Below are 24,403 nucleotides of genomic sequence, written 5' to 3' on the forward strand. Positions count from 1 at the left end.
CAGATCATGGACTGCGCCTTGCGCGTTCCGCTCCGTATGGCAAGATGCTGCGCAGGTCATGAGTGACAGCGACTACGGCCCCGGCCCGCTGTCCGGCAACCCTCCGTCCGTGGCGGGGTGCCCCGGGTGAAGACCAGGCCGCAGGCAGCGAGGTCTGCGGCAAGCGCGGACCCCTCGACATCGTGAGATGTCCACCCGTGGGGTCCTGGTCCTCAGGGAGCCTCTTGTGAGCACGCGAATGCGATAGGGCTTTTCGGCCCTACTCCGCACACCCTCTTTCTTCCCTCCGTGCTGCCGCGTACCCGCAGGCACGCGGAATTCGCCTGCCTGTTACGGGAGTTCGTCATGTCTGTCTTCACCGCTGCCGCCGACCAGTCCCTTTGTGCCCCTCTGCCCGTTCTGGGCAAGGATGTGACGGTTCCGCTGGTCACCGGCGGTGAGGTCACCTACGCCGCGCTGGACTACGCCGCCAGCGCTCCGGCCCTGCAGCGGGTGTGGGACGACGTGGCCGCGTACGCGCCGTACTACGGCAGCGTCCACCGCGGCGCCGGCTACCTCTCGCAGCTCTCCACGGACCTCTTCGAGGCCAGCCGCGTGACCGTCGCGGAGTTCCTCGGCTGCCGCGCCGAGGACCAGGTGATCTTCACCCGGTCCACCACCGACTCGCTCAACCTGCTCGCCGCCGCGCTGCCCGCCGACTGCCAGGTGTTCGTCTTCGAGACCGAGCACCACGCCTCGCTGCTGCCCTGGCGCGACGCCCGCGTGACCTACCTGAACGCCCCCCGCACCCCGGACGAGGCCGTGGCGACGCTGGAGCGGGCCCTCGCCGGCCGCGACCCCTACGGCCCCGCGCTGGTCTGCGTCACCGGCGCCTCCAACGTCACCGGCGAACTGTGGCCGGTCAAGGAGCTCGCCGCCGCCGCGCACGCCCACGGCGCCCGGATCGTGCTGGACGCCGCCCAGCTCGCCCCGCACCACCCCGTCGACATCGCCGAGCTGGACGTCGACTGGGTCGCCTTCTCCGGCCACAAGCTGTACGCGCCGTTCGGCTCGGGCGTCCTCGCCGGCCGCTCCGACTGGCTGCGCGACGCCGAGCCCTACCTGGCCGGGGGCGGTGCCTCCCGTACAGTCGCCCGGCGCGCCGACGGCGGAGTGGATGTCGCGTGGCACACCACCGCGGCCCGCCACGAGGCCGGTTCCCCCAACGTCATCGGCGTATACTCCATCGCCTCCGCCTGCAAGGCGCTCACCGAGGCCGGATTCGACAGCCTGGTGGCCCGGGAGCAGCAGCTCGTCACCGCGGTCCGCGCGGGACTCGCCGAGGTCCCCCAGGTCAAGGTGCTCTCGCTGTTCGGCGACGACGCCCCGCGCGTCGGCGTGATCTCCTTCGTGGTGGAGGGCTGGAACAGCTCGCACTTCGCCGCGGCGCTCTCCGCCGAGTACGGCATCGGCGTGCGCGACGGACTCTTCTGCGCCCACCCCCTCGTGCGCACCCTGCTCGGCAGCGACCCGCAGGACGTCGGGGAGTGCGGCGCGCCGGAGGCGGAGCCGGGCCAGAAGTCCCTCAACGCGATCCGGGTCAGCTTCGGCGCCGGTACGCCGGACGAGCACATCGAGCGCTTCCTGCGGGCGGTCAGGGAACTCGTGAGCGAGGGCGCCCAGTGGAAGTACCGCACCGAGGACGGCCGTTGCGTCCCGGACCGGGGTACCGCCACCCAGGTCTGAGGTCCCTCAGCGGATGAGGCCGGGTACGGACAGCTGTCCGTACCCGGCCTCATCCGCTGACGTGGCTACGCGTCCAGGCCGATCGCGAAGGCCGCCTCCAGGTCGTGCTGCGAGTACGTACGGAACGCCACGTGGGTGTCGGTTCCCTCGACGCCGGGGATCTTGCTGATCCGGCCGGGGATGACATCGGCGAGGTCGTCGTGCCTGGACACCCGGACCATGGCGATCAGGTCGTAGGTACCGGTGACCGAGAAGACCTCGCTGACGCTGTCCAGCGCGGCGATGGCCTCGGCGATCTCGGGAATCCGGTCCACGCTGGTTTTGATGAGCACGATCGCGGTGATCACGGCTGGCTTTCTCCCTCGGTGGCCGTGGCTGGAGACTTCACTCTAGAGCCTCGCGTCGGGATCCTGCCGGGCCCGGGCCCGGGGCGCGGCTCCGGCGCCACGCCGGTACCGCCCCCAGGCATAGAGGAACCCGGTGGCGAAGCCGACCACATGGGCGAGGTAGGCCACCCCGGGCCCGCTGCCCGCGCCCTCGGCGGCCAGCCACTGCAGGACGAACCAGAAGACCAGCACGATCCACGCGGGGAAGCGCAGCGGCAGGAACAGCAGGAAGGGGAAGAGACTGGTGACCCGGGCCCTGGGGAAGAGGTAGAGGAAGGCGCCCAGGACCGCGGAGATCGCCCCCGACGCGCCGACGAGCGTCTGGTCGGACGTGGAGTGGGCGGCCGCGTAGGCGAGCAGGGCGAGGTAGCCGGAGCCGAGGTAGAAGAGTGCGAATTCGGTGTGGCCCATGCGCTCCTCGGCCATCGCTCCGAACACGTACAGGAACAGCATGTTGCCGAGCAGGTGCAGCCAGCTGCCGTGGACGAACAGTGCGGTGAGCGGAGTGAGGGCGGCGTGCGCCGAGCCGTCCCACAGTTCGCTCGGGATCACGCCCCAGCGCTCGAAGTACCCGGCCTGGGCGGCGAGCAGGGCGTCCGCGGTGCCGTAGACCGGGTTGAACCCCGAGAGCGGGCTGATCACGAAGACCACGCAGCACAGGGCGATGAGGGCGTACGTCACCGGCGGCCCGCCCGAGGTGGCCGCCCGCAGGAGTCTGCCGGCCGCAGCCCGCCGATCGATCATGAACAGAGCATGACGCAAGCGGAGGGAACGGGACAGAGCGCCTCGCCGTGCCGCGGGGAAGCGCCGAGGCCGTAGGGTTGCAAGAGGACATCCGCAGTTCGACGGCGCACCGCGAGATCCTTGTCCGGCAGCTCACGGCTCGACGAAAGAGGACGCAACGATGACGACGGTTCCCCAGCCGACCGACGGGACCCGCTGGCGCTGCACGCTCTGCGGAAACCTGACGAGGTTCGACGTGACACGTTCGTCCAAGGTCGTCGAATACGTGCACCTCGACCTGGCCGGTGAGTCCAGCGTCGAAGAACGCGAGGTCGTCAGTGAGACCATCGAGTCGGTGCGCTGTCGTTGGTGCAACGCGGTGGACCAGATCGAACTAGTCGACAGGCCGGGTGCCGACTCCTGACGGGGCCGCGCGGACACAAAAAATGAGGTGACGGATGGTGGAGCAGCCCGCTGGCGGCGCCACGTCGGCCGACGCGGCCGACGACGCCGTGGAGGCGCTCGACCGCCCGCTGCCCGAAGGTGTGCGGCGGCGGGTCGTCGCGCTGGTCGCGGACGCGTTCGGCGGTCTCACGGTCACCGAACTCCCGCCCCAGCTCCGACAGTACGCCCGCTTCACGCCGACCCGGCGTGCCAAGTTCGCGGGGAACGCGATGGCGGCCGCGCTGGAGGGCGACCCGGCCTTCCGCCGGCGCATCGGTGAACGGCTGAAGGAGACCCAGCCGGAACTGGCCGCCGCGCTGGTGGCCGGCTCGCCGCCCGCCGCCGCGGATCCCGTCGACGTGGCCGCCGCGGCCTATGTGCTGCGGCCGGCCGGCTGGGTCAAGCTGGTCGCCGCCGCCGGCGAGGAGGCCGAACGGGCCGACGCCGAGCGCGCCGACGAGGAGGTCCGGCTCGAACTGGACCGGCTGCGCGAGGAACTCGCCCGGGCCCGTGCCCAGACGAAGAGCGAGACCGAACGGCTCCGCGTCGAGCTGGACGCCGCCCGCAAGGAGGCCGACGCGCTCCAGCGCAAGCTCCGCAGCGCGGTCAACGAGGTGAAGCGCGGCGAGGCGGCGCTGCGCCGGGGAAAGGCCGAGAGCGACGCGCTGCGGGCCGAGACGGCCGCCCAGGTGTCCGCGGCCGAGAGCGAGACCCGTCGGCTGCGGACGCGGCTCGGCGAGGCGGAGGCGTCCGTCGAGGCGGGCCGCAGGGCCGCCAGGGAAGGGCGCTCGGTCGAGGACATGCGGCTGCGGCTGCTGCTCGACACGGTGCTCGAAGCGGCCGGCGGGCTGCGGCGGGAGCTGGCGCTGCCGCCCTCCTCCATGCGTCCCGCCGACAGCGTGGACGCGGTGGAGCCGGGACGGATGTCACCCAAGGACATTGCCGCCAGGGCCCTTTCGGAGACCGATCCGGCGCTGCTCGACCAACTGCTCGCGCTGCCGCAGGCCCATCTGATCGTGGACGGCTACAACGTCACCAAGACCGGCTATCCGCAGATGCCGCTGGAGAAGCAGCGGCTGCGGCTGCTGGGCGGCCTTTCGGTGCTCGCGGCCCAGACGGGCGCCGAGATGACCTGTGTCTTCGACGGGGCCGAACTCGCCGCTCCGGTGCTGCTCGCGCCGCCGCGCGGGGTGCGGGTGCTGTTCAGCAAGCCGGGTGTCACGGCGGACGAGGTCATCCGTCAACTGGCGCGTGCCGAACCGCCGGGGCGGCCCGTCGTGGTGGTCTCGACCGACCGCGAAGTGGCCGACGGGGTGGCGAAGGCGGGGGCCAGGCCCGTTGCGTCCCTCTTGCTCCTGAAGCGGCTTTCGCGCGTCTAGCGCGCCTTGCGGTGACTTGCCGGAAATCGCGGAACGGACCGTCAAGTCGCCGCTACACCCTGTGTGATGTGAGTAAAGAAGTACCTCCTGTGACGAGATTTTTTCTGTGAGGATTTGAACTGATCACAAGATGGTCACTAAGGTCGGGCCTCGAACCTTCGCACGGTTGATCACCCATCCGGGGTGGCAGTGAAGGAACCGCCGAGGCCGTGACGTGCACGGAGCTGGGGGGGCATCTCCCCCGTAGCCCGGTAGGCGGCTCAAGGAAGAAGGAGCTCGCCTTCGTGGGGTCCCACCGTCGTCCCAAGCAACCGAGCCGCACGCGCGTGACCGTGCTCGGCGTGACTGCCGCCGCGGCCGTGGCCCTGACCTCCCAGGCGGCGCACGCCGACCCGAAGCCGACCAAGAGCGAGGTCAAGGAGAAGGTCGACAAGCTCTACGAAGAGGCGGAGAAGGCCACCGAGCAGCACAGCCTGGCCAAGGAGAAGCAGGACAAGCTCCAGAAGCAGATCGACGCGATCCAGGACAAGGTGGCCCGCGGTCAGCAGGAGCTCAACAACCTCCGCGCCGGGCTCGGTTCCCTCGCCGCCGCGCAGTACCGCTCCGGCGGCATCGACCCCTCCGTCCAGCTCTTCCTCGCCTCGGACCCGGACACCTTCCTGGACCAGGCCTCCGCGCTCGACCAGTTGACGGCCAAGCAGGCCGAGTCGCTGTCGAAGATCCAGGAGAAGCAGCGGTCCCTCGCGCAGGAGCGCAAGGAGGCCCAGGACAAGCTGAGCGACCTCGCGGACGTCCGCAAGACGCTCGGTGAGAAGAAGAAGAAGCAGCAGGCCAAGCTCGCCGAGGCGCGTCAGCTGCTCAACACCCTCACCCAGGCCGAGCGCGACAAGATGCGTGCGGACGACCAGCGCGCCAGCCGTGCCGCCAGCGACCGGATCGACCTCGGCAACGAGGCCCCCGCGTCGGGCCTGGGTGCCGCCGCGCTCCAGGCGGCCGCCACCCAGCTCAACAAGCCGTATTCGCCCGGCCAGGCCGGCCCCAGCTCCTACGACTGCTCGGGCCTGACCATGTGGGCCTACGCCCAGGCCGGCGCCAACATCACCCGCACCACGTACACCCAGATCAACCAGGGCACGCGGATCGGGATGAGCCAGCTGAAGCCGGGCGACCTGGTCTTCTTCAACGGCAACCAGCACGTGGGCCTCTACGCGGGCAACGGAACCGTGCTGCACGCCCCGCGCTCGGGCACGTTCGTCCGTTACGAGTCGATGAGCACCATCGGCAGCTTCTACGGCGCGGTGCGCATCTGACCACGCCCGAACGGGCGAATTCCCGCGCCCCGTACTGACAGTCGCCCCGCCGGAGACCACAGGTCACCTGCGGGGCGTCACTGTGTGTGCCCCCTTCCGACCGGCGCGGCCTTTGGCCGCTCCGTGATCACGCGACTACTGTCTGCCTGCTGTGCGACTCCCGTGCGTCGGTCCGCCCGCCCCGGGTGGCAGGGGCCGCACACGTCTGCGTACAGCGGAAGGGAGTGCGGCGTCCTGTGGTGTCCCATCGCCGTTCCACACAGCCCGGCATGAGCCGGAGCGTCCGGGTGACCGTGATGTCGGCCGCGGCGGCGACCGCCGCGGCGACGCTCGGCGCGGCCACCGCGAACGCCGAGCCGCAGGACACACCGCGGAGCGCGGGCGCCCGGGTCGACCGCCTCTTCGCCGAGGCCGAACAGGCGACCGAGCACTACAACGCGGCCGGCGAGAACGTCGGCCGGCTGCGCGGCGAGGTGCGCCGGGCCCAGGACCGCGCTGCCCGGGGCCAGGAGCGCATCAACCGGATGCGTACGGAGATCGGTTCGGCCGCCCGGGAGCAGTACCGGGCCGGCGGCATCGACCCCTCGCTCGCGCTGCTGCTCTCCTCCGACCCCGACAGCTATCTCGACCGGGCCGCCACCCTGGACCGGGCGGACGAGCGGCGCGCCACGACCCTGGCCGGTCTGCGCAAGGCCGAGCAGACGCTCGCCCAGACCCGTAAGGAGGCCGCCCGCGCGCTCGCCGGCCTGGAGCGCAACCGCGCGGCCGTCAGCCGCCACAAACGCACGGTGGAGCGCAAGCTCCGTCAGGCCAGGGCGCTGCTCGATGAGTTGCCCGGAGCGGATCGGGCCGCCTTCGACCGGGCCTCGCGCACCGGCCGCGACGACGGGGCCGCCGGGCCCATGGCCGGTCTGCCCGCGGGTTCGGCCCGGGCGGCTGCCGCGGTCACGGCCGTCCGGCGGGCGCTGGGCCTCCCGTACGTCTGGGGTGCGAACGGACCGTCCGGGTTCGACTGTTCGGGGCTGATGCAGTGGGCGTACGCCCAGGCCGGGGTGAGCCTGCCGCGGACCTCGCAGGCCCAGCGGTACGCCGGGCGCATGGTGCCGCTCGCGGACGCCCGCCCCGGCGATCTCGTCACCTACCGCGCGGACGCCAGCCACATCGGGATGTACGTGGGCAACGGCCAGGTGATCCACGCCCCGTATCCCGGCGCCCCGGTCCGCTACGACCCCGTCGGCATGATGCCCGTCTCCTCGGTCACCCGGGTCTGACCTCCCCGACAGCCCTTACCCTCGGTCATGTGGCTGATCAGGGGCGTACCGCAGGGCGGGCATGCGGCACAGGACGGCGCGCGGCGGGTGCCGTGCTCGCCGCGCTGCTGTGCGCGGCCGGCTGCGCGGCCCCGGCCGACAAGGCCCCCGACACCGCCGCCCGCGACGTCCGCGCCACGCTGGACCGCCGTGCCGCCGCCGTGCTGCACCACGACGAGGACGCCTACGTCGCCGTCGTGGACCCGGACGCCACCGCGCTGAGGAGCTCTCAGCGCAAGGAGTTCGGCCACCTCGCGGACGTACCGCTCGCCTCCTGGACCTACCGGGTGACGGACCTCGCCGCGCACGGGACCGACCGGGCCACCGCCGATGTGCGGCTCGGGTACCGGATCGAGGGCTACGACAGCGCACCGGTCTCCGTCGACCGGGTGCTCGACCTGGAGCGGGACCCGGCCGACGGCCGCTGGTACCTCACCGCCGACCGGGCCGCCGAGGACGGCGGCGGACAGCTCTGGGAGCAGGGCGACGTCGAGGTGGTGCGCGGCGCGTACAGCCTGGTGCTGGGGGTCGGCCGGACCCGGGACGAGCTGAAGGGGATCGCCGCCACCGCCGACCGGGCGGTGCCCGACGTCTCCGCCGCCTGGCCGGAGCACTGGGCGGGGCGCGTGGTGGTGCTGGTGCCCGGCACCGTGACGGACATGGCGGAGCTGCTCGGCTCGCCCGCCTCGAACTACCGGGGCATAGCGGCCGTGACGACCGGCGAGACAGGTGGCGCGGGGAAGGCGCCCGCCGACCGGGTGATCGTCAACCCGGAGGCGTACGCCATGCTCGGCGCCTTCGGGCAGCGCGTGGTCCTCACCCACGAGACCACCCATGTGGCCACCCGCACCGCCACCTCCTCCGCCACCCCGGCCTGGCTCTCCGAGGGCTTCGCGGACTGGGCCGCCTACCGGACCCAGGACCGCACCGCCGCCGAGATCGCCCCCGAACTCGCCGACACCGTCCGCGGCGGCGACGTGCCCGCCGCGCTGCCCACGGACGAGGACTTCGGTTTCGCCGGTGACGCGGACCGGCTGGCGAGGGCGTACGAGGGCGGCTGGCTGGCCTGCGAGCTCATCGCCGGCCACTGGGGCGAGGAGAAGCTGTTCGCCTTCTACCGGGCCGTCGGGGGCCACTCAGGGCGGGACGGGGCGGTGGAGCAGGCCCTGCACGAGGTGCTCGGCACGACTCCGCAGGACTTCACGGTGCGCTGGCGGGAGTATCTGGAGAGCCGGCTCGGCTGAGCGGGGGCGCGCCGAGTGGCGGGTCCGCGGCCGGAACGGCGTCGGCGGGCACCGTGTCCGCCGGGGCGGCGTGCCCCGGGCCGCGCACGGTGTCCCGCCACAGCCGCGCGCACGCGAGCAGGGACGCGGCGACCAGCAGTCCGTTGCGGACGAACATCAGCGTCACGCCCGTCGCGTCGCTGGTCACCACGTGGATGAAGCCGAGCGGGAACTCCAGCTGGGTGACGCCGGTCGCCACCAGCACCAGTGCCGCCGGCCAGCCCATCCGGCTCTCCCGGAAGACCAGGCACACCGCCGCCAGACCGACCAGCCACAGCATGTACTGGGGACTGATCACCCGGCTCGTGGTGGTGAACAGCAGCACCGCGGTGAACGCCGCGTCCGCCGTCGTGCTCACCCCGAACGTGCGGGCGCGCAGCCGCCACACCAGCAGCCAGCCGAACGCGACGACGCTCAGCCCCAGGGAGAGGGTGCTCACCAGCGGCACGTGCGGCCCCAGGAACTCCAGTGAGCCGTAGTGCAGCTCCACCCGGCCCTGCCAGCCGAACTGCCGCGCCACATGGAAGACCAGTGCCCCCAGCGACTCGACCTCGGTGCCCCGGTCCCGCTGGAACCCTAGGAACGCCAGCGCCCCGGGCGCCGCCGCGGTGCACAGCACCAGCAGCCCGGCCGCCGCCCCGGCCGCCGTGGTCCACGCCAGACGGGTCCTGCGGCCACGTGCCGTACCGGCGAGCACCAGCGCCGGCCACACCTTCAGCAGCGCCCCGAAGGCCGCCAGTGCCCCCAGCACGCGCGGATGCCGGACCCCCGTGAGCAGGGCCGCCACCGCGACGGCCGTCACCATCACGTCGTACCGGGCGTACGCGGTCGTCCCGAGCAGCGGCACCCCCGCCACCCACACCCACACACCGGCCGTGCGCCGGGCGGCGCCCCGGCCCGCGTACAGCAGCAGGCCCAGCACCAGCGCGTCGCACAGGAAGGCCAGCACGAAGAAGGCCGAGGCGTAGTCCAGGAAGGGCAGCAGGGCGGGGGAGAGGATCGCGAGCGCCGCGACCGGCGGATACTGCCAGGTCACGTCGGACTGCGGATAGCTGCCCGACCTCAGCACGTCGTACCAGCCGTGGTAGATCACCGACACATCGCTCGTCACGTCCGGGCCCGGCAGAGTGATCACCTTGATGACGCAGAGCAGCAACAGGGATCTCGTGAGCGCCCACACCGCGAAAGCTGCCGGCCGTGTGCCGCTCGAACCCGTCATGACCCGCCCTCACCCGTTCCGTCCGTCGTACGAGGTGCCATGATGCCCGCCCCCGCTGTGCGGGAGCCACAGGACCGGGCCCGGGATCCCTCGTGGCGTAGCCGGGCATCCCGGACCGGCCCCGGGCGGGCCACCGGTACCGCCGACGGCGGGGGAACGCGGCCGCCCGGTACTGTCGGCGGCGATGGACAAGACCTTGATCGTGACCAATGACTTCCCGCCCCGCCCCGGTGGCATCCAGGCGTTCCTGCACAACATGGCGCTCCGCCTGGACCCGGAACAGGTCGTCGTCTACGCCTCCACCTGGAAGCGCGGCGCCGAGGGCGCGGCGGCCACCGCCGCCTTCGACGCAGAGCAGCCCTTCACCGTGGTCCGCGATCGAACGACCATGCTGCTGCCGACCCCGAGGGTGACCCGGCGCGCCGCGCAGCTGCTGCGGACCCACGGCTGTTCGTCCGTCTGGTTCGGCGCCGCCGCCCCGCTCGGGCTGATGGCGCCGGCGCTGCGCCGGGCCGGAGCGCGCAGGCTCGTCGCCACCACCCACGGGCACGAGGCCGGATGGGCCCAGCTGCCCGCCTCCCGGCAGCTGCTGCGGCGGATCGGCGAGGGCACGGACACGATCACCTACCTGGGCGAGTACACCCGCTCCCGTATCGCCGCGGCGCTCACCCCGGCGGCCGCGGGCCGCATGGTCCAGCTCCCGCCCGGCGTCGACGAGAAGACCTTCCACCCGGATTCCGGCGGCGCCCGCGTCAGGGCCCGGCTCGGGCTCACCGACCGGCCCGTCGTCGTCTGCGTGTCCCGGCTGGTGCCCCGCAAGGGCCAGGACACCCTGATCCTCGCGATGCCGGCGATCCTGGCCGAGGTGCCCGACGCGGTCCTGCTGATCGTCGGCGGCGGACCGTACGCCGGGGAACTGGAGAAGCTGGCCGCGCAGACCGGGGTGCGGGACTCGGTGCGGTTCACCGGCCCGGTGCCCTGGGAGGAGCTGCCCGCGCACTACGGGGCCGGCGACGTCTTCGCCATGCCCTGCCGCACCCGGCGCGGCGGCCTCGACGTCGAGGGCCTCGGCATCGTCTACCTGGAGGCGTCGGCGACCGGGCTGCCGGTGGTGGCGGGCGACTCGGGCGGAGCCCCCGACGCGGTACTCGACGGCGAGACCGGGTGGGTGGTGCGCGGCGGCTCGGCCGAGGAATCGGCGGAGCGGATCGTCGCACTGCTCGGCGACGCGGAACTGAGGCAGCGGATGGGGGAGCGGGGCCGGGCCTGGGTCGAGGAGAAGTGGCGCTGGGACCTGCTCGCGGAGCGGCTCAGGGAACTGCTCTGAGCGACCGGGCACGCGGAAGGGGCCCGCAGGACGGGCCCCTTCCGGTCGCGCGGCGTCAGGCGCGGTAGATCGACTCCACCTCGTCGGCGAAGTCCTTGGCCACCACGTTCCGCTTCAGCTTCAGCGACGGCGTGATGTGGCCCGCCTCCTCGGTGAACTGGGCGGCCAGGATGCGGAACCTGCGTACGGACTCGGCCTTGGACACCGCGGCGTTGCCGTCGTCGATCGCGCGCTGCACCTCGGCCAGCAGCTCCGGGTCCTCGCGCAGCGACAGGGCGGCCGAGCCGACGGGCTTGCCGTGCTCTTCGGCCCAGTGGCCCAGGAACTCCTCGTCCAGCGTCACCAGCGCGCCCACGAACGGACGGCCGTCGCCGACGACCATGCACTCCGCCACCAGGGCGTGCCCGCGGATGCGGTCCTCGATGACGGCGGGAGCGACGTTCTTGCCGCCCGCCGTGACGATGATCTCCTTCTTGCGACCGGTGATCGCGAGGTAGCCGTCCTCGTCGAGGGTGCCGATGTCACCGGTGTGGAACCAGCCGTCGGCCAGTGCCTCGGCCGTCGCCGTCTCGTTGTTCCAGTAGCCGGAGAACAGGTGCTCGCCGTGCAGCAGCACCTCGCCGTCGTCGGCGATCCGCACGACGGAGCCGGGCAGCGGCTGGCCGACCGTACCGATCTTCTGGCGGTCCCACGGGTTGAAGGCGGTGGCCGCGCAGGACTCCGTCAGGCCGTAGCCCTCCAGGACGGTGAAGCCGATGCCCCGGTAGAAGTGGCCGAGCCGCTCGCCCAGCGGTGCGCCGCCGGAGATCGCGTACTCGCCGCGTCCGCCGAGCACGGCCCGCAGCTTGCTGTAGACCAGCCGGTCGAAGACCCTGTGCTTGAACTTCAGGCCCACGGACGGACCCTGCGGCGTGCTCAGCGCGCGGCTGTAGGCGATCGCCGTGTTCGCGGCCTTGTCGAAGATCTTGCCCTTGCCGTCGGCCTGGGCCTTGGCGCGGGCCGAGTTGTAGACCTTCTCGAAGACCCGCGGCACCCCGAGGATCAGGGTCGGCCGGAACGCGGCCAGCTCATCGGTGAGGTTCTTGATGTCCGGTACGCAGCCGAGTTTGATCGGCGCCATCACGGAGGCGACCTCGACCAGCCGGCCGAAGACGTGCGCGGCGGGCAGGAAGAGCAGCACGGAGCACTCGCCGGTACGGAACAGCGGCCGCAGCCGCTCCACCACGTTGCCGCACTCCGCGAAGAAGCTGCGGTGGGTCAGCACACAGCCCTTGGGGCGGCCGGTGGTGCCCGAGGTGTAGACGATGGTGGCCGGGTCGTCGGCCTTGGCGCTCACGCTGCGCAGGTCCACGGTCTCCTCGGAGACCTCCGCGCCCGACGCCGTCAGCGTGTCGACCGCGCCCTTGTCGATCTGCCACACGTGGCGCAGCGCCGGCAGCCGGTCGCGCACCGAGGCCACGGCCTGCGCGTGGGCGTCGCTCTCCACCAGGACCGCGACCGCGCCCGAGTCGCCGAGGATCCACTGGACCTGCTCGGCGGAGCTCGTCTCGTACACCGGCACCGTGACGGCGCCCGCGCTCCAGATCGCGAAGTCCAGCTGCACCCACTCGTAGCGGGTGCGGGACATCAGGGCGACCCGGTCGCCGGGCTCGACACCGGCGGCGATCAGCCCTTTGGCCGCCGCTCTGACCTCGGCCAGGAACTGGGTGGCCGTCACGTCCGTCCAGACGCCGGCCACCTTGCGGCTCATCACCGCGACGTCGGCGTGCTGAGCGGCATTGCGGCGGATGAGATCCGTCAGGTTGCCGTCCGAGGGGACCTCGTACAGGGCCGGAAGGCTGAACTCGCGCAAGACTGCTGCTCCTCATCGGGCTCCGGTGCCACGGCTCTGTGTGACGCACCGGCTGCGGTCCAAGATCGGGGGTGCTCAGTGGGGTGAGCACGACTGGACTGCCCGGACGTTACCCACCGGTACTCGGTTCCGGATAGGGGGTTCGGACCAGATGTCTTATGCGTCACACATATCGGTGGTCCTCATCCGCACAGTAGTGCACCTCGTTCAACACCCGGAGGTAACCGCAGGTCCGGCCGCCTCTACCCACGTGGCCGCCGGAGTCCTAGGGTGATCGTCATGCGAGCAGGACCGAACACCCGGGACGCCTCCGAAGGACGGCGCACCCGCGTCCACGTGGTCAGTGACGTGCACGGCAACACCGAGGCGCTGGCCCGTGCCGGGGACGGCGCCGACGCCCTCATCTGCCTGGGTGACCTGGTGCTCTTCCTCGACTACGCGGATCACTCGCGCGGAATCTTCCCCGACCTCTTCGGCGTCGAGAACGCCGACCGGATCGTCGCCCTGCGCACCGAGCGCCGGTTCGAGGAGGCCCGGGACTTCGGCCGGGAGCTGTGGGCGGGCCTGGACCGCAACGCGGCGATCCTCTCCGCCGTCCGCAAGCAGTACGCCGAGATGTTCGCCGCGCTGCCCACCCCGACGTACGCCACCTACGGCAATGTCGACATCCCGGACCTGTGGCCCGAGTACGCGGGCCCCGGCACCACCGTCCTGGACGGCGACCGCGTCGAGATCGGCGGCCGCGTCTTCGGCTTCATCGGCGGCGGCCTGCAGACCCCGATGCGCACCCCGTACGAGATCAGCGACGAGGAGTACGCCGCCAAGATCGAGGCGATCGGTCAGGTCGACGTGCTCTGCACGCACATCCCGCCCGAGGTTCCGGAGCTGACGTACGACACCGTGGCGCGCCGGTTCGAGCGCGGCAGCCGGGCCCTGCTCGACGCCATCCGCCGCACCCGCCCCCGCTATGCCCTGTTCGGCCACGTCCACCAGCCGCTGGCCCGCCGGATGCGGATCGGCGACACCGAGTGCGTGAACGTCGGCCACTTCGCCTCGACCGGCCGGCCCTGGGCCCTGGAGTGGTGACCGCGCCCCCGCACCGCCGGGCCCTGGGCCGAGGCGCGGCGCTCACGCGATAGCCTTCTGGCGGCAGGCCTCTGCCGACCGACCGGTACACCGCACTGGAGGGCCACAGCGATGGCTGAACACACCAGCTCGAGCATCACGATCGAGGCGGCACCGGCCGACGTCATGGGTGTGATCGCCGACTTCGACCGCTATCCGGAATGGACCGGTGAGGTCAAGGAGGCCGAGGTGCTCGGCACCGACGACCGCGGCCGCGCCGAGAAGGTCCGCCTCGTCCTGGACGCCGGCGCGATCAAGGACGACCACACCCTCGCGTACACCTGGATCGGCGACTACGAGGTCAGCTGGACCCTGGTCAAGTCCCAGATGCTGCGCGCCATCGACGGCTCGTACGCGCTCGCGCCGCTCGGCGACGGCGACCGCACCGAGGTCACCTACCGGCTGACGGTCGACGTCAAGATCCCGATGCTCGGCATGATCAAGCGCAAGGCCGAGAAGGTCATCATCGACCGCGCCCTGGCCGGTCTCAAGAAGCGTGTCGAGTCCGTCCCGAAGGCCTGACCCGGTGCGTACGGTCCTGGTCACCGGCCTCGGCGGCGCCGGCCGTACCACCGTGGCCGCGGCCACCGCACTGGCCGGCGCCCGCGGCGGACAGCGCACCCTGCTGATCTCCGCCGACGTCATACCCGGCTTCCCGTCGGCCACGCGGCCCACCGCCGTCACGGACGGACTGTGGTCCGTCCGGATCGACTCCGGCGCGCACTTCCGCAGCGAACTCCTCACCCTTCAGGAGCAGTTGTCGAGCGTGCTCGACCTGCTCGGCGGCAACCGCATGGACGGTGAGGAACTCACCGAGCTCCCCGGCAGCGCCGAACTCGCCCTGCTGCACTCCCTGCGCCGCGCCGCACACGGTGACTGGTCCCGCGACGGCTACGACCTCGTCGTCGTCGACCTGCCGCCGCTGCGCGAAGCCCTCGCCGTGCTGGCCCTGCCCGAGCAACTGCGCCGCTACCTGCGCCGGCTGCTGCCCCAAGAACGCCAGGCCGCCCGCGCCCTGCGCCCGATGCTCGCGCAGCTCGCGGGTGTGCCCATGCCCGCCCAGTGGCTGTACGAGGCCGCCGCCCGGCGCGACGCCGAACTGGCCGAGGTCCAGGCGCTGATCGAGGACCGGGCGACCACGCTCCGGCTGGTCGCCGAACCGGGCCCGGCCGCCGAGGACGCCCTGCGCACCGCCCGCACCGGGCTCGCCCTGCACGGGCTGCGGGTCGACGCCCTGGTGGCCAGCAAGGTGCTGCCCCGGCACTCGCCCGACCCCTGGTTCGCCGCGCTCGCCGCACAACAGGAGAAGTGCCTCGACCACTGGCGCGAGGAGCGGCCCGCCGAGGCCCCGCCGCTCCAGGTGCCCCACCTCGGCCGCGACCCGCAGGGCCCCGGTGACCTCACCGGCCTCGCGGACGACGTGCCGGCCCTGGCCCCGGACGCCCGGGAGGGCGGCCGCGCCGAGGACCCCTGGTGGACCGAGGAGGCCGGAGCCCCGGAAGGGCAGGACGGCGCCGACGGGATACTCGTCTGGTGCCTGCGCCTTCCCGGCGCCGTCAAGAAGGACCTCCATCTGGTCCGGCGCGGCAGCGAACTGCTTCTCACCGTCGGCCCCTTCCACCGCATCGTGCCCCTGGAGTCCGCGCTGCGCCGCTGCACCGTCTCCGGCGCGGCCCTCACCGACGGGGTGCTGCGGGTCCGCTTCACGCCGGACCCCGCACTGTGGCCGAGGACGAGCTGAACGGCCCACCACCGTTCGGGTACCGTCGTTGGTAGGGGTCCCGGCCGCCGGGACGCCGTTCCGCCACGTCGCAGGAGTCCGCCATGAGCGAAGCCACCGATCGTCCCACCGACGACGACGCGTGGGCGCAGGCCTGCGCCGAGGACCTCGCCGCCGAGAAGGCCCGCCGCCGCGCGGAGTACGGCCCGCCCCCCGGCTCCGCCGCCGAGGAGCTGCGCAAGCTGGTCGACGCCGTGACCGACAAGCTCGGAACCCTCTCGACGCCGCTGCTCGGCGCGGGGGCCCAGAGCGCCGTCCAGCAGGTCATCAAGCAGGCGAAGTCCGCCGTCGAGCCCGTCATCGAGCGCAATCCGGACGTTTTCGATCACATCGCCGCAGCCGGCAGCGAACTGCTCGCCGCATACCGCTCTGCGGTCGAGGGCCAGGAACGCCGCTGGACCCAGGGCGCGGGGGACCCCGCAGGCACGGAAAAGAAGGCGGAAGACCCCACCGACCCCCGTAACGAGGGGCCAGGCGCCGGCGAACACATCGACCTGGACTGACCGGCACCGACAGGGCGGGGTCCGGCCTCGGGTACGGTTGCCTCAGCGGGGCTCGACCGAAACTGAGGGATTCATGGGACTCACCATCGGCGTCGATATCGGCGGCACGAAGATCGCAGCTGGAGTGGTCGACGAAGAGGGCCACATCCTCTCGACCTTCAAGGTGCCGACCCCGCCGACGGCCGAAGGCATCGTGGACGCCATCGCGGCGGCGGTGTCCGGCGCGAGCGAGGGACACCCGGTCGAGGCCGTCGGCATCGGCGCGGCCGGATACGTCGACGACAAGCGGGCCACGGTGCTGTTCGCGCCGAACATCAACTGGCGGCACGAGCCGCTGAAGGACAAGGTCGAGCAGCGCGTCGGCCTTCCGGTGGTCGTGGAGAACGACGCCAACGCGGCCGCCTGGGGCGAATACCGCTTCGGCGCCGGCCAGGGCCACGAGGACGTCATCTGCATCACGCTCGGCACCGGGCTGGGCGGCGGCATCATCATCGGCAACAAGCTGCGCCGCGGACGCTTCGGCGTGGCCGCCGAGTTCGGCCACATCCGGGTCGTCCCGGACGGGCTGCTCTGCGGTTGCGGCAGCCAGGGCTGCTGGGAGCAGTACGCCTCGGGGCGCGCGCTCGTGCGGTACGCGAAGCAGCGCGCCAACGCCACGCCCGAGAACGCCACGATCCTGCTGGCGCTCGGTGACGGCACGGTCGAGGGCATCGAGGGCAAGCACATCAGCGAGGCCGCCCGGCAGGGCTGCCCGGTGGCCGTCGACTCGTTCCGCGAGCTGGCCCGCTGGGCCGGCGCCGGACTGGCCGACCTCGCCTCGCTCTTCGACCCGTCCGCCTTCATCGTCGGCGGCGGCGTCTCGGACGAGGGTGAGCTGGTCCTCGACCCGATCCGCAAGTCGTTCCGGCGCTGGCTGATCGGCGGCGAGTGGCGTCCGCACGCCCAGGTGCTCGCGGCCCAACTGGGCGGCAAGGCCGGTCTGGTGGGCGCGGCGGACCTGGCCCGCCAGGGCTGACCCGAGCTGGACACGGACACACCGGACGCCCGTCGCGCCCCCTCGGGAGCGGCGGGCGTCCGCCGTATCGTGAACCGCATGGCCATGATGTCGCTGCCAGAATCCCGTACCGAGCAGGACGGCTCGGCCGTCATCAGGGTGCTCAGCTACAACGTCCGGTCGATGCGCGACGACTGCGCGGCGCTGGCCCGCGTCATCCAGGCCTGCGCACCCGACCTGGTGCTCGTCCAGGAGGCGCCCCGCTTCTTCCGCTGGCGCAAAGCAGCCGCCCGGCTCGCCGCCCGCAGCGACCTGGTGATCCTCGGAGGCGGTGCCACCGCGGCGGGACCCCTGCTGCTCTGCTCGCTCCGCGCCACGGTGGAGCGCACCGAGGACGTCCTGCTGCCGCTCACCCCTGGACTGCACCGCAGAGGTTTCGCCACCGCCGTGGTCCGGATCGCCGGCACCCGGATCGGCGTGCTGAGCTGCCATCTGAGCCTGGAACGCCGTGAACGCCTCGCCCAGGCGAAACGGCTGCTGGAGACGGTGGACGCGATGGGCGTGGACCATGTGGTCGTGGCCGGCGACCTCAACGACGTACCGAGCGGGCGGGCGTTCCGGCTGCTCGCCGGGCGGCTCCAGGACTGCTGGGCGGTACGGCCCCGGGGCGGCGAACACACCTTCCCGCCGCACGACCCGCACAAGCGGCTCGACGCCGTCTTCGCGACCGACGGCATCGAGGTGCTCGGCTGCGGGGTCCCGACGGGACTGCCCGGGGTCTCCGAGGCCGACGTTCTGGCAGCGACCGACCACCTGCCGGTGCTGGCCGCGCTGCGGGTGCCGGTGTCCGGGGTGCGGGGTGCGGGTGCTGCGCGGGGCGGCGGGGTTCCGTCCTCAAGCGCCGGACAGGCTTGAGGCGTACGGGTCGCTCCGCGGGGCGGAGGGTTCCGTCCTCAATCGCCGGACGGGCTTGAGGGGTGCGGGTCGCTCCGCGGGGTGCGGGGTGCGCCTTTGCCCGGTGGGTGGGGGTGGGGGCCCTCCGGGGCGTCTCCTCAGAAATGGCGTGTTCACCCGGCAACGCGCAGGACCCGGGTCGTACGCCATTTCCTGCGGGGACTCCCCTGCACGCCCCCACCCGGTATCGCCTGCGTCTGTACACCGGCCCGGCGTCTGTCGCAGACGCAGGGCGGTCGGGGCCGGGGCCGTGCAGGGGAGTCCCCGCAGGACGACGAACATCGACCCGGGTTCCTCGCGTACCCGCGGAACGTTCGTCGTTTGAGGAGACGCCCCGGAGGGGCCCCGGACCCCACCCACCGGGGAACGGCGCACCGCACCACCGCGGAAGCACCCGCACCCCACGGGAACACCCGCACCACCAAGCCCGTCCGGCGATTGAGGACGGAACCCCCAGCCCGGGGACCGGGCAGGGCCACCCCCCCTCAGACCACCGCGCCGCGGCCGGGGTCGTCCCCGTCCTCGTCGTCGTGTTCCATCCGCGCCACCAGCGTCACGAAGCCGCCCAGGAAGCCGCCCACGCCGACCGTGGTGAGCCACCAGGTCATCTCCCACTGGAGCAGCACCGCCAGCAGCAGGAGGACGGGACCGCCGACCACCGCGAGCCAGGCGAACTTCGCCGTGACGTCGGCCTCCGGCAGCGGCGGCGGCTCCGGCGGTACGAAGTGCCCCTCGGCGCTGTCGTCGTCGATGTCGCCCTCGACGGGTTCCGCAGGTTCGAAGTCACGCGGACCGCCGACGCCCGGGGCGAAGACGACCGAACTGCCGAGCGGCTTCTCCGGCGGCTTGGGCCGGCTCTTCCCGAGGCCCTTGTCCGGGTCCGGCGCGACGGAGTCCTCCTCCGGAAGGGCGAGGTCCTCGATGGACCGGAAGGGCCTGGCACCCGGCGGGTCCGGCGGCTCCTCCCCGTATCCCTCGACGATCGCCTTCCAGACGGCGTCCTCGTCCACCGGGCGCTCGCCGTCCGCGCCCGTGGGCGGCGCGGGCGGGACCTCCGGCGCCGGGGCGCCGCCGTCCTCGTCGGGCACGGCCGTCCCCCCGGCGGGGAGCGGCTCGCGCTCCTCCTCGCTGCCTGTGCGCTCCGCGTCCTGCTCAGCCACCGGACCTGCTCCCCTTCTTCCCGACGCTCGGAGCGAGGCGGCCGATGAACGAGTAGCTCTCGTCGAAGATCCGCTCCGCATCGTGGTCCAACGTCGCGACGTGGTAGCTCTGTTCCAACAGGATCTCCTCGACATCCGTCGAGGAGATCCGGCTCAGGATCCGCGCGGTGTCGGCGGGCGGCACCACATGGTCCTGCGGGCTGTGCAGCAGCAGGACCGGCTGGGTCACCTGGGGAAGCTCGGCGTCGACCAGCCGGAAGAACTTCCGCACCGAGTGCGCCGCGTGCAGCGGCACCCGGTCGTAGCCCACCTCGTGGGAACCCTCCAGCGCGATGTCGCTCGCCAGTCCCTTCGTCGTCCGGACCAGATGACGGGCGACCGGCAGGGCGTACGCCGACAGGCCGTGCACCTTGTTGGCCGGATTGACCAGCACGAGGCCCCGGACGGCGTCGCCGTGCTTGGCCGCGAGCCGCAGGGACAGCGCGCCACCCATCGAGAGGCCGAACACGAAGACCTGCTCGCACCGCTCCAGCAGCTCCCGCAGCGCCCGGTCCACCTCCGCGTACCAGTCCTGCCAGCCGGTCACCTGCATGTCTTCCCAGCGGGTGCCGTGCCCGGGCAGCAGCGGCAGCGAGACCGTGAGCCCGCGCTCCGCCAGATAGTCGGCCCAGGGGCGCAGCGACTGCGGGGAGCCGGTGAATCCGTGACAGAGGAGGACGCCGACCTCTCCGCCCTCGTGGCGGAACGGCTCGGCTCCAGGAAGGACCGGCACCGGGGTCTCCTGTTCGTGAGGCTCGAAGGGGAGCGAAAGGGGGGAGTGCAGAAGGATTACTTCACCGTACGCGACCGGGCCGACACCGACCAGGGCCGTCACCGGCCGGGGCTGCGGACACCCCGCCCGTGCCGGGCAGGAGCGCCGGACGCGGCACGGGTTAAGGTCTGTCGGACAGCACACAGGAGGCACCCGAGTTGATCTACGGCGCTATGAAGTTCTCCATCGGCGGCTCTCTGAAGCTCGCCTTCAGGCCGTGGGTGGAGGGCCTGGAGAACATCCCCGCGCACGGCCCCGCGATCCTCGCCAGCAACCATCTGTCGTTCTCCGACTCCTTCTTCCTCCCCGCCGTCCTGGACCGCAAGGTCACCTTCATCGCCAAGGCCGAGTACTTCACCGCGCCCGGGGTCAAGGGAAAGCTCACCGCCGCCTTCTTCAAGGGTGTGGGACAGCTCCCGGTCGACCGCTCGGGCGCCCGCGGGGCCGGCGAGGCGGCGATCAAGGCCGGCATCGAGGTCATCGAGAGCGGCGGCCTGTTCGGCATCTACCCGGAGGGCACCCGGTCGCCCGACGGCCGTCTCTACCGGGGCAAGCCCGGCGGCCTCGCCCGGGTGGCGCTCGCCACCGGTGCGCCAGTCATTCCCGTCGCGATGATCGACACGGAGAAGATCCAGCCGCCCGGCCAGGTGATGCCCAAGCTGATGCGCCCGGGGATCAGGATCGGCAAGCCGCTCGACTTCAGCCGCTACCACGGCATGGACGGCGACCGCTTCATCCTGCGCTCGGTCACCGACGAGGTCATGTACGAGATCATGAAGCTCTCCGGCCAGGAGTACGTCGACATCTACGCGACCGCCGCCAAGCGGCAGCTCGCCGACGAGGCGAAGCAGCGGGCGGAAGCCGCCGGGAAGACCGCGTCCGGCGGCCGGGACGAGCAGGAAACGGACCGCGGGAGCGCCTGAGCCCGCGTGCGCGAAGGGGGTCCGTCCGGGCGTGGGTCCGTCCGGGCCCGGGGGAGAGGAAGCGGGCGTGGGGGAGAAGATGATGGCCAGACGTGTGCGGGTCGTGAGGATGTCGGTCGAGCAGCCGCTGTGGCGTGCCCTGACCGCGTACCGCCTCCTGACGATGCTCTACGCGATCCTGCTCGCCGTCTTCGGACGCGAGAAGTACGACCGGCCGTGGGTGGCCGTCGCCTTCCTGGCGGTCATGACCGTGTGGACGCTCGCCACCCTGCCGAAGGTCGCCGGCGCCGCGGCCTGCACCAAGCGCTTCCTGGGCGCGGACCTCACGCTCGCGCTCATCGGCATCCTCGTCACCCCGCTCGCCGACTTCCAGGCCCAGCACGTCGACGGTCCGACCCTGCCGTCCATCTGGACGGCCGGTTCCGTCCTGGCCTTCGCGATCAAGGGCGGCTGGCGGTGGGCGGCCTTCGCCTCCACCTTCGTCGCCGTCGCCAACCTGATCGAGCGCGCCGAACCCAGCCGCGACACCCTGCACAACGTCCTGCTGGTCTGGGTCGCCTCCATCGCCATCGGGTACGTCGTCGAGGTCGCCCGCGCCAGTGAGCGCACCCTCGCCCGCGCCCTGGAGATCGAGGCCGCCACCCGGGAGCGGGAACGCCTGGCCCGGGACATCCACGACAGCGTGCTCCAGGTCCTCGCCATGGTGCAGCGCCGGGGCACGGCGCTCGGGGGCGAGGCCGCCGAACTGGGCCGGATGGCCGGGGAGCAGGAGGTCGCCCTGCGCTCGCTGGTCTCCAGCGGTCTGGTGCCTCCCACCCGGGTGTCCGAGGACGCGGCCGAGGGGGCCGTGGTGCGCACCGTCGAGGTGGACGACGACGAGCCGGACGCGCCGGGCGACACCGATCTGCGGGGCCTGCTCGCCCCGCACGCCGGATCGCGGGTGACCTTCGCGGAGCCCGGCGCACCGGTGCTGCTCCCGCCCGCGGCGGCCGGGGAGCTGGCGGCGGCCGTCGGCGCGGCCCTGGACAATGTCCGGGTGCACGCGGGGGAGAGCGCGCGGGCGTGGATCCTGGTCGAGGACTGGCCGGACGAGGTGATCGTCACCGTCCGGGACGACGGACCCGGCATCCCGGAGGGCCGGCTCGCCCAGGCCGAGGGGGAGGGGCGCCTCGGCGTCGCCCTGTCGATCCGCGGGCGGCTGCGCGACCTGGGCGGTACGGCAGAGTTGATCTCGGTCCCCGGACAGGGCACCGAGGTCGAATTGAAGGTTCCGAAGATGACACGGGGGAAGGCGGGTTCAGTCCGATGAGCGCAGCAACCGAAGAGGGCGACGGGCGGCAGCGGCCCATCAGGGTGATGGTGGTCGACGACCATCCGATGTGGCGCGACGCCGTCGCCCGCGATCTCGCCGAGGCCGGCTTCGATGTGGTGGCGACCGCGGGCGACGGCCCGCAGGCGGTCCGCCGGGCCGGGGCGGTCACCCCGGACGTCCTGGTCCTCGACCTCAACCTGCCCGGGATGCCGGGCGTCCAGGTCTGCAAGGAGCTCGTCGGCTCGCAGCCCGGGCTGCGGGTCCTGGTGCTCTCCGCGAGCGGTGAGCACGCCGACGTACTGGAGGCGGTCAAGTCCGGAGCCACCGGCTATCTGCTGAAGTCGGCGAGCACCCAGGAGCTGACCGAGGCGGTCCGCAGCACCGCCGTCGGCGACCCGGTCTTCACCCCCGGCCTCGCCGGACTCGTGCTCGGCGAGTACCGGAGGCTGGCCTCCGAACCCGCACCCGTCGCGTCGAACGAGCCGAAGGCCCCGGAGCTCACCGACCGGGAGACCGAGGTGCTGCGGCTGGTGGCCAAGGGGCTCTCGTACAAACAGATCGCCGAACGGCTGGTCATCTCGCACCGCACCGTCCAGAACCACGTCCAGAACACCCTGGGCAAGCTCCAGCTGCACAACAGGGTGGAGCTCGTGCGGTACGCGATCGAGCGCGGCCTCGACGACGCCTGAGATCAATTCCCGTGCATTGCACGGGAATTGACCGTACGACCCATCCCGGAGTGACCTGGGTCACCCTTAGCGTGGAGCCGAGTGGGCTCACTTCGGCGAAGGGATGCTTCCATGCGGGTCGGAGTACTGACCGGGGGCGGCGACTGCCCCGGGCTCAACGCGGTCATCCGCGCCATCGTCCGCAAGGGCGTGCAGGAGTACGACTACGGCTTCATCGGTTTCCGGGACGGCTGGCGCGGAGCGCTGGAGGGCGTGACGGTTCCGCTCTCCATCCCGGCGGTGCGCGGCATCCTACCGCGCGGCGGCACCATCCTCGGGTCCTCGCGCACCAATCCGCTCAACGCCGAGCACGGCGTCCGCCGGATCAGGGACAACCTCGCCACGTACGAGGTCGACGCCCTCGTCGCGATCGGCGGCGAGGACACCCTCGGCGTGGCGGCCACCCTGTCCGACACGTACGGCGTCCCCTGCGTCGGTGTCCCGAAGACCATCGACAACGATCTGTCCGCCACCGACTACACCTTCGGCTTCGACACCGCCGTCAACATCGCGACCGAGGCCATCGACCGGCTGCACACCACGGCCGAATCCCATATGCGGGTCCTCGTCGTCGAGGTGATGGGCCGCCACGCCGGCTGGATCGCGCTCCACTCGGGGCTGGCGGGCGGCGCCAACGTCATCCTCATCCCGGAACAGCGCTTCGACACCGACCAGGTCTGCGCCTGGGTGACCTCACGGTTCCGGGCGAGCTACGCGCCGATCGTGGTGGTCGCCGAAGGGGCCGTGCCCGCGCAGGGCGAGATGGTCCTCAAGGACGGGTCGCACGACTCCTTCGGTCATGTCCGCCTCTCCGGCGTCGGCGAATGGCTCGCCAAGGAGATCGAGAGCCGCACCGGCAAGGAGGCCAGGACCACGGTGCTCGGCCACATCCAGCGCGGCGGCACCCCCAGCGCCTTCGACCGCTGGCTGGCCACCCGCTTCGGGCTGCACGCCATCGAGGCCGTACGCGAAGGCGACTTCGGGAAGATGGTCGCGCTGCGGGGCACGGACATCGTGCGGGTACCCATGGCGGAGGCGACCGCCCGGCTCAAGACGGTCGATCCGGCGCTCTACGCGGAGGCGGGGGTCTTCTTCGGCTGAGCGGCGGGCCGGGGGAGCGGGTCGTATATTCGCGATGACCGGCCCCGCGGGGCC

22 protein-coding genes, 1 pseudogene and 1 riboswitch are annotated in these 24,403 nt (G+C 72.2%); of the genes and pseudogenes, 17 read left to right on the forward strand and 6 right to left on the reverse strand.

Translation table 11 applies throughout. The features are described from left to right. The first annotated feature begins 54 nt into the window (after positions 1-54). Positions 55-172: riboswitch (SAM riboswitch) on the forward strand. Between the two features lie 173 nt (positions 173-345). Next, positions 346-1,725: an aminotransferase class V-fold PLP-dependent enzyme gene (locus ACGFZA_RS19275; protein ID WP_385287823.1), complete on the forward strand. Its 1,380-nt coding sequence runs from the start codon at positions 346-348 to the stop codon at positions 1,723-1,725. A gap of 65 nt (positions 1,726-1,790) precedes the next feature. Here the strand turns inward: ACGFZA_RS19275 and ACGFZA_RS19280 are convergent, their stop codons facing one another. Together ACGFZA_RS19280 and ACGFZA_RS19285 are read right to left on the reverse strand one after the other, a co-directional pair. Continuing rightward, entirely contained in the window at positions 1,791-2,072 is a 282-nt protein-coding gene (locus tag ACGFZA_RS19280) for an Lrp/AsnC ligand binding domain-containing protein (protein ID WP_356323786.1), read from the reverse strand. Further along, positions 2,069-2,792 (reverse strand): annotated as a pseudogene (locus ACGFZA_RS19285) (rhomboid family intramembrane serine protease). The gene ACGFZA_RS19280 and the pseudogene ACGFZA_RS19285 overlap by 4 nt, the downstream one beginning before the upstream one ends. A gap of 223 nt (positions 2,793-3,015) precedes the next feature. Here ACGFZA_RS19285 and ACGFZA_RS19290 point away from each other — a divergent pair. The 5 genes from ACGFZA_RS19290 (at position 3,016) to ACGFZA_RS19310 (ending at position 8,521) form a co-directional block, all read left to right on the forward strand. Beyond that, positions 3,016-3,258, forward strand: coding sequence for a hypothetical protein (locus ACGFZA_RS19290; protein ID WP_014156692.1), 243 nt, complete (start codon positions 3,016-3,018; stop codon positions 3,256-3,258). Between the two features lie 37 nt (positions 3,259-3,295). Continuing rightward, complete coding sequence (locus ACGFZA_RS19295; RefSeq protein ID WP_385287862.1) at positions 3,296-4,657, forward strand: NYN domain-containing protein; 1,362 nt, start codon at positions 3,296-3,298, stop codon at positions 4,655-4,657. 284 nt (positions 4,658-4,941) lie between these two features. After that, entirely contained in the window at positions 4,942-5,967 is a 1,026-nt protein-coding gene (locus ACGFZA_RS19300; protein ID WP_393680425.1) for an NlpC/P60 family protein, read from the forward strand. 236 nt (positions 5,968-6,203) lie between these two features. Continuing rightward, positions 6,204-7,238, forward strand: a complete 1,035-nt coding sequence (locus tag ACGFZA_RS19305; RefSeq protein WP_393680427.1) for an NlpC/P60 family protein — start codon at positions 6,204-6,206, stop codon at positions 7,236-7,238. 29 nt (positions 7,239-7,267) lie between these two features. Beyond that, entirely contained in the window at positions 7,268-8,521 is a 1,254-nt protein-coding gene (locus ACGFZA_RS19310) for a hypothetical protein (protein ID WP_393680429.1), read from the forward strand. Here the strand turns inward: ACGFZA_RS19310 and ACGFZA_RS19315 are convergent. After that, positions 8,478-9,779 (reverse strand): glycosyltransferase 87 family protein, encoded by a 1,302-nt coding sequence (locus ACGFZA_RS19315; RefSeq protein WP_393680431.1) that lies wholly within the window; start codon positions 9,777-9,779, stop codon positions 8,478-8,480. The genes ACGFZA_RS19310 and ACGFZA_RS19315 overlap by 44 nt on opposite strands. A 184-nt stretch (positions 9,780-9,963) precedes the next feature. Between ACGFZA_RS19315 and ACGFZA_RS19320 the strand changes: the two genes are divergently transcribed. After that, entirely contained in the window at positions 9,964-11,106 is a 1,143-nt protein-coding gene (locus tag ACGFZA_RS19320; RefSeq protein WP_385287809.1) for a glycosyltransferase family 4 protein, read from the forward strand. 55 nt (positions 11,107-11,161) lie between these two features. Here the strand turns inward: ACGFZA_RS19320 and ACGFZA_RS19325 are convergent, their stop codons facing one another. After that, complete coding sequence (locus tag ACGFZA_RS19325; RefSeq protein ID WP_393680434.1) at positions 11,162-12,958, reverse strand: AMP-dependent synthetase/ligase; 1,797 nt, start codon at positions 12,956-12,958, stop codon at positions 11,162-11,164. 279 nt (positions 12,959-13,237) lie between these two features. Between ACGFZA_RS19325 and ACGFZA_RS19330 the strand changes: the two genes are divergently transcribed. The 6 genes from ACGFZA_RS19330 to ACGFZA_RS19355 all read left to right on the forward strand — a co-directional run bounded on the left by ACGFZA_RS19330 (position 13,238) and on the right by ACGFZA_RS19355 (position 18,275). After that, positions 13,238-14,044, forward strand: a complete 807-nt coding sequence (locus ACGFZA_RS19330; protein ID WP_393680436.1) for a metallophosphoesterase — start codon at positions 13,238-13,240, stop codon at positions 14,042-14,044. A 111-nt stretch (positions 14,045-14,155) separates the two neighbouring features. Then, complete coding sequence (locus tag ACGFZA_RS19335; protein ID WP_148017697.1) at positions 14,156-14,605, forward strand: SRPBCC family protein; 450 nt, start codon at positions 14,156-14,158, stop codon at positions 14,603-14,605. Between the two features lie 4 nt (positions 14,606-14,609). Further along, positions 14,610-15,824: an ArsA family ATPase gene (locus ACGFZA_RS19340; RefSeq protein ID WP_393680439.1), complete on the forward strand. Its 1,215-nt coding sequence runs from the start codon at positions 14,610-14,612 to the stop codon at positions 15,822-15,824. Between the two features lie 83 nt (positions 15,825-15,907). After that, on the forward strand, positions 15,908-16,366 hold the full coding sequence (locus ACGFZA_RS19345; RefSeq protein WP_385287799.1) for a DUF5304 domain-containing protein: 459 nt from the start codon (positions 15,908-15,910) through the stop codon (positions 16,364-16,366). 73 nt (positions 16,367-16,439) lie between these two features. Then, the gene (locus tag ACGFZA_RS19350; RefSeq protein WP_356323761.1) at positions 16,440-17,381 is read left to right on the forward strand and encodes an ROK family glucokinase; all 942 of its coding nucleotides are present in this window, start codon (positions 16,440-16,442) and stop codon (positions 17,379-17,381) included. 78 nt (positions 17,382-17,459) lie between these two features. Next, complete coding sequence (locus ACGFZA_RS19355) at positions 17,460-18,275, forward strand: endonuclease/exonuclease/phosphatase family protein (RefSeq protein ID WP_393680442.1); 816 nt, start codon at positions 17,460-17,462, stop codon at positions 18,273-18,275. A 524-nt stretch (positions 18,276-18,799) separates the two neighbouring features. Here ACGFZA_RS19355 and ACGFZA_RS19360 read toward each other — a convergent pair. Then, positions 18,800-19,474: a hypothetical protein gene (locus tag ACGFZA_RS19360; RefSeq protein ID WP_385279354.1), complete on the reverse strand. Its 675-nt coding sequence runs from the start codon at positions 19,472-19,474 to the stop codon at positions 18,800-18,802. Then, a complete protein-coding gene (locus tag ACGFZA_RS19365; protein ID WP_385279355.1) occupies positions 19,467-20,246 on the reverse strand; it encodes an alpha/beta hydrolase in 780 nt (259 codons plus the stop codon). The genes ACGFZA_RS19360 and ACGFZA_RS19365 overlap by 8 nt, the downstream gene beginning before the upstream one ends. A gap of 197 nt (positions 20,247-20,443) precedes the next feature. Here ACGFZA_RS19365 and ACGFZA_RS19370 point away from each other — a divergent pair, with 197 nt between their 5' ends. The 4 genes from ACGFZA_RS19370 (at position 20,444) to ACGFZA_RS19385 (ending at position 24,349) form a co-directional block, all read left to right on the forward strand. Then, positions 20,444-21,208: a lysophospholipid acyltransferase family protein gene (locus tag ACGFZA_RS19370; RefSeq protein WP_385279357.1), complete on the forward strand. Its 765-nt coding sequence runs from the start codon at positions 20,444-20,446 to the stop codon at positions 21,206-21,208. Positions 21,209-21,290: 82 nt separating this feature from the next. Next, positions 21,291-22,517: a MacS family sensor histidine kinase gene (gene macS / locus ACGFZA_RS19375; protein WP_385279677.1), complete on the forward strand. Its 1,227-nt coding sequence runs from the start codon at positions 21,291-21,293 to the stop codon at positions 22,515-22,517. Beyond that, the gene (locus ACGFZA_RS19380) at positions 22,514-23,209 is read left to right on the forward strand and encodes a response regulator (protein WP_385279360.1); all 696 of its coding nucleotides are present in this window, start codon (positions 22,514-22,516) and stop codon (positions 23,207-23,209) included. Before macS ends, ACGFZA_RS19380 begins: the two co-directional genes overlap by 4 nt. 111 nt (positions 23,210-23,320) lie before the next feature. Further along, positions 23,321-24,349 (forward strand): 6-phosphofructokinase, encoded by a 1,029-nt coding sequence (locus ACGFZA_RS19385; protein ID WP_385279363.1) that lies wholly within the window; start codon positions 23,321-23,323, stop codon positions 24,347-24,349. The last annotated feature ends 54 nt before the right edge of the window (positions 24,350-24,403 follow it).

The organism is Streptomyces sp. NPDC048211, from assembly GCF_043202315.1.
Lineage (GTDB): Bacteria > Actinomycetota > Actinomycetes > Streptomycetales > Streptomycetaceae > Streptomyces.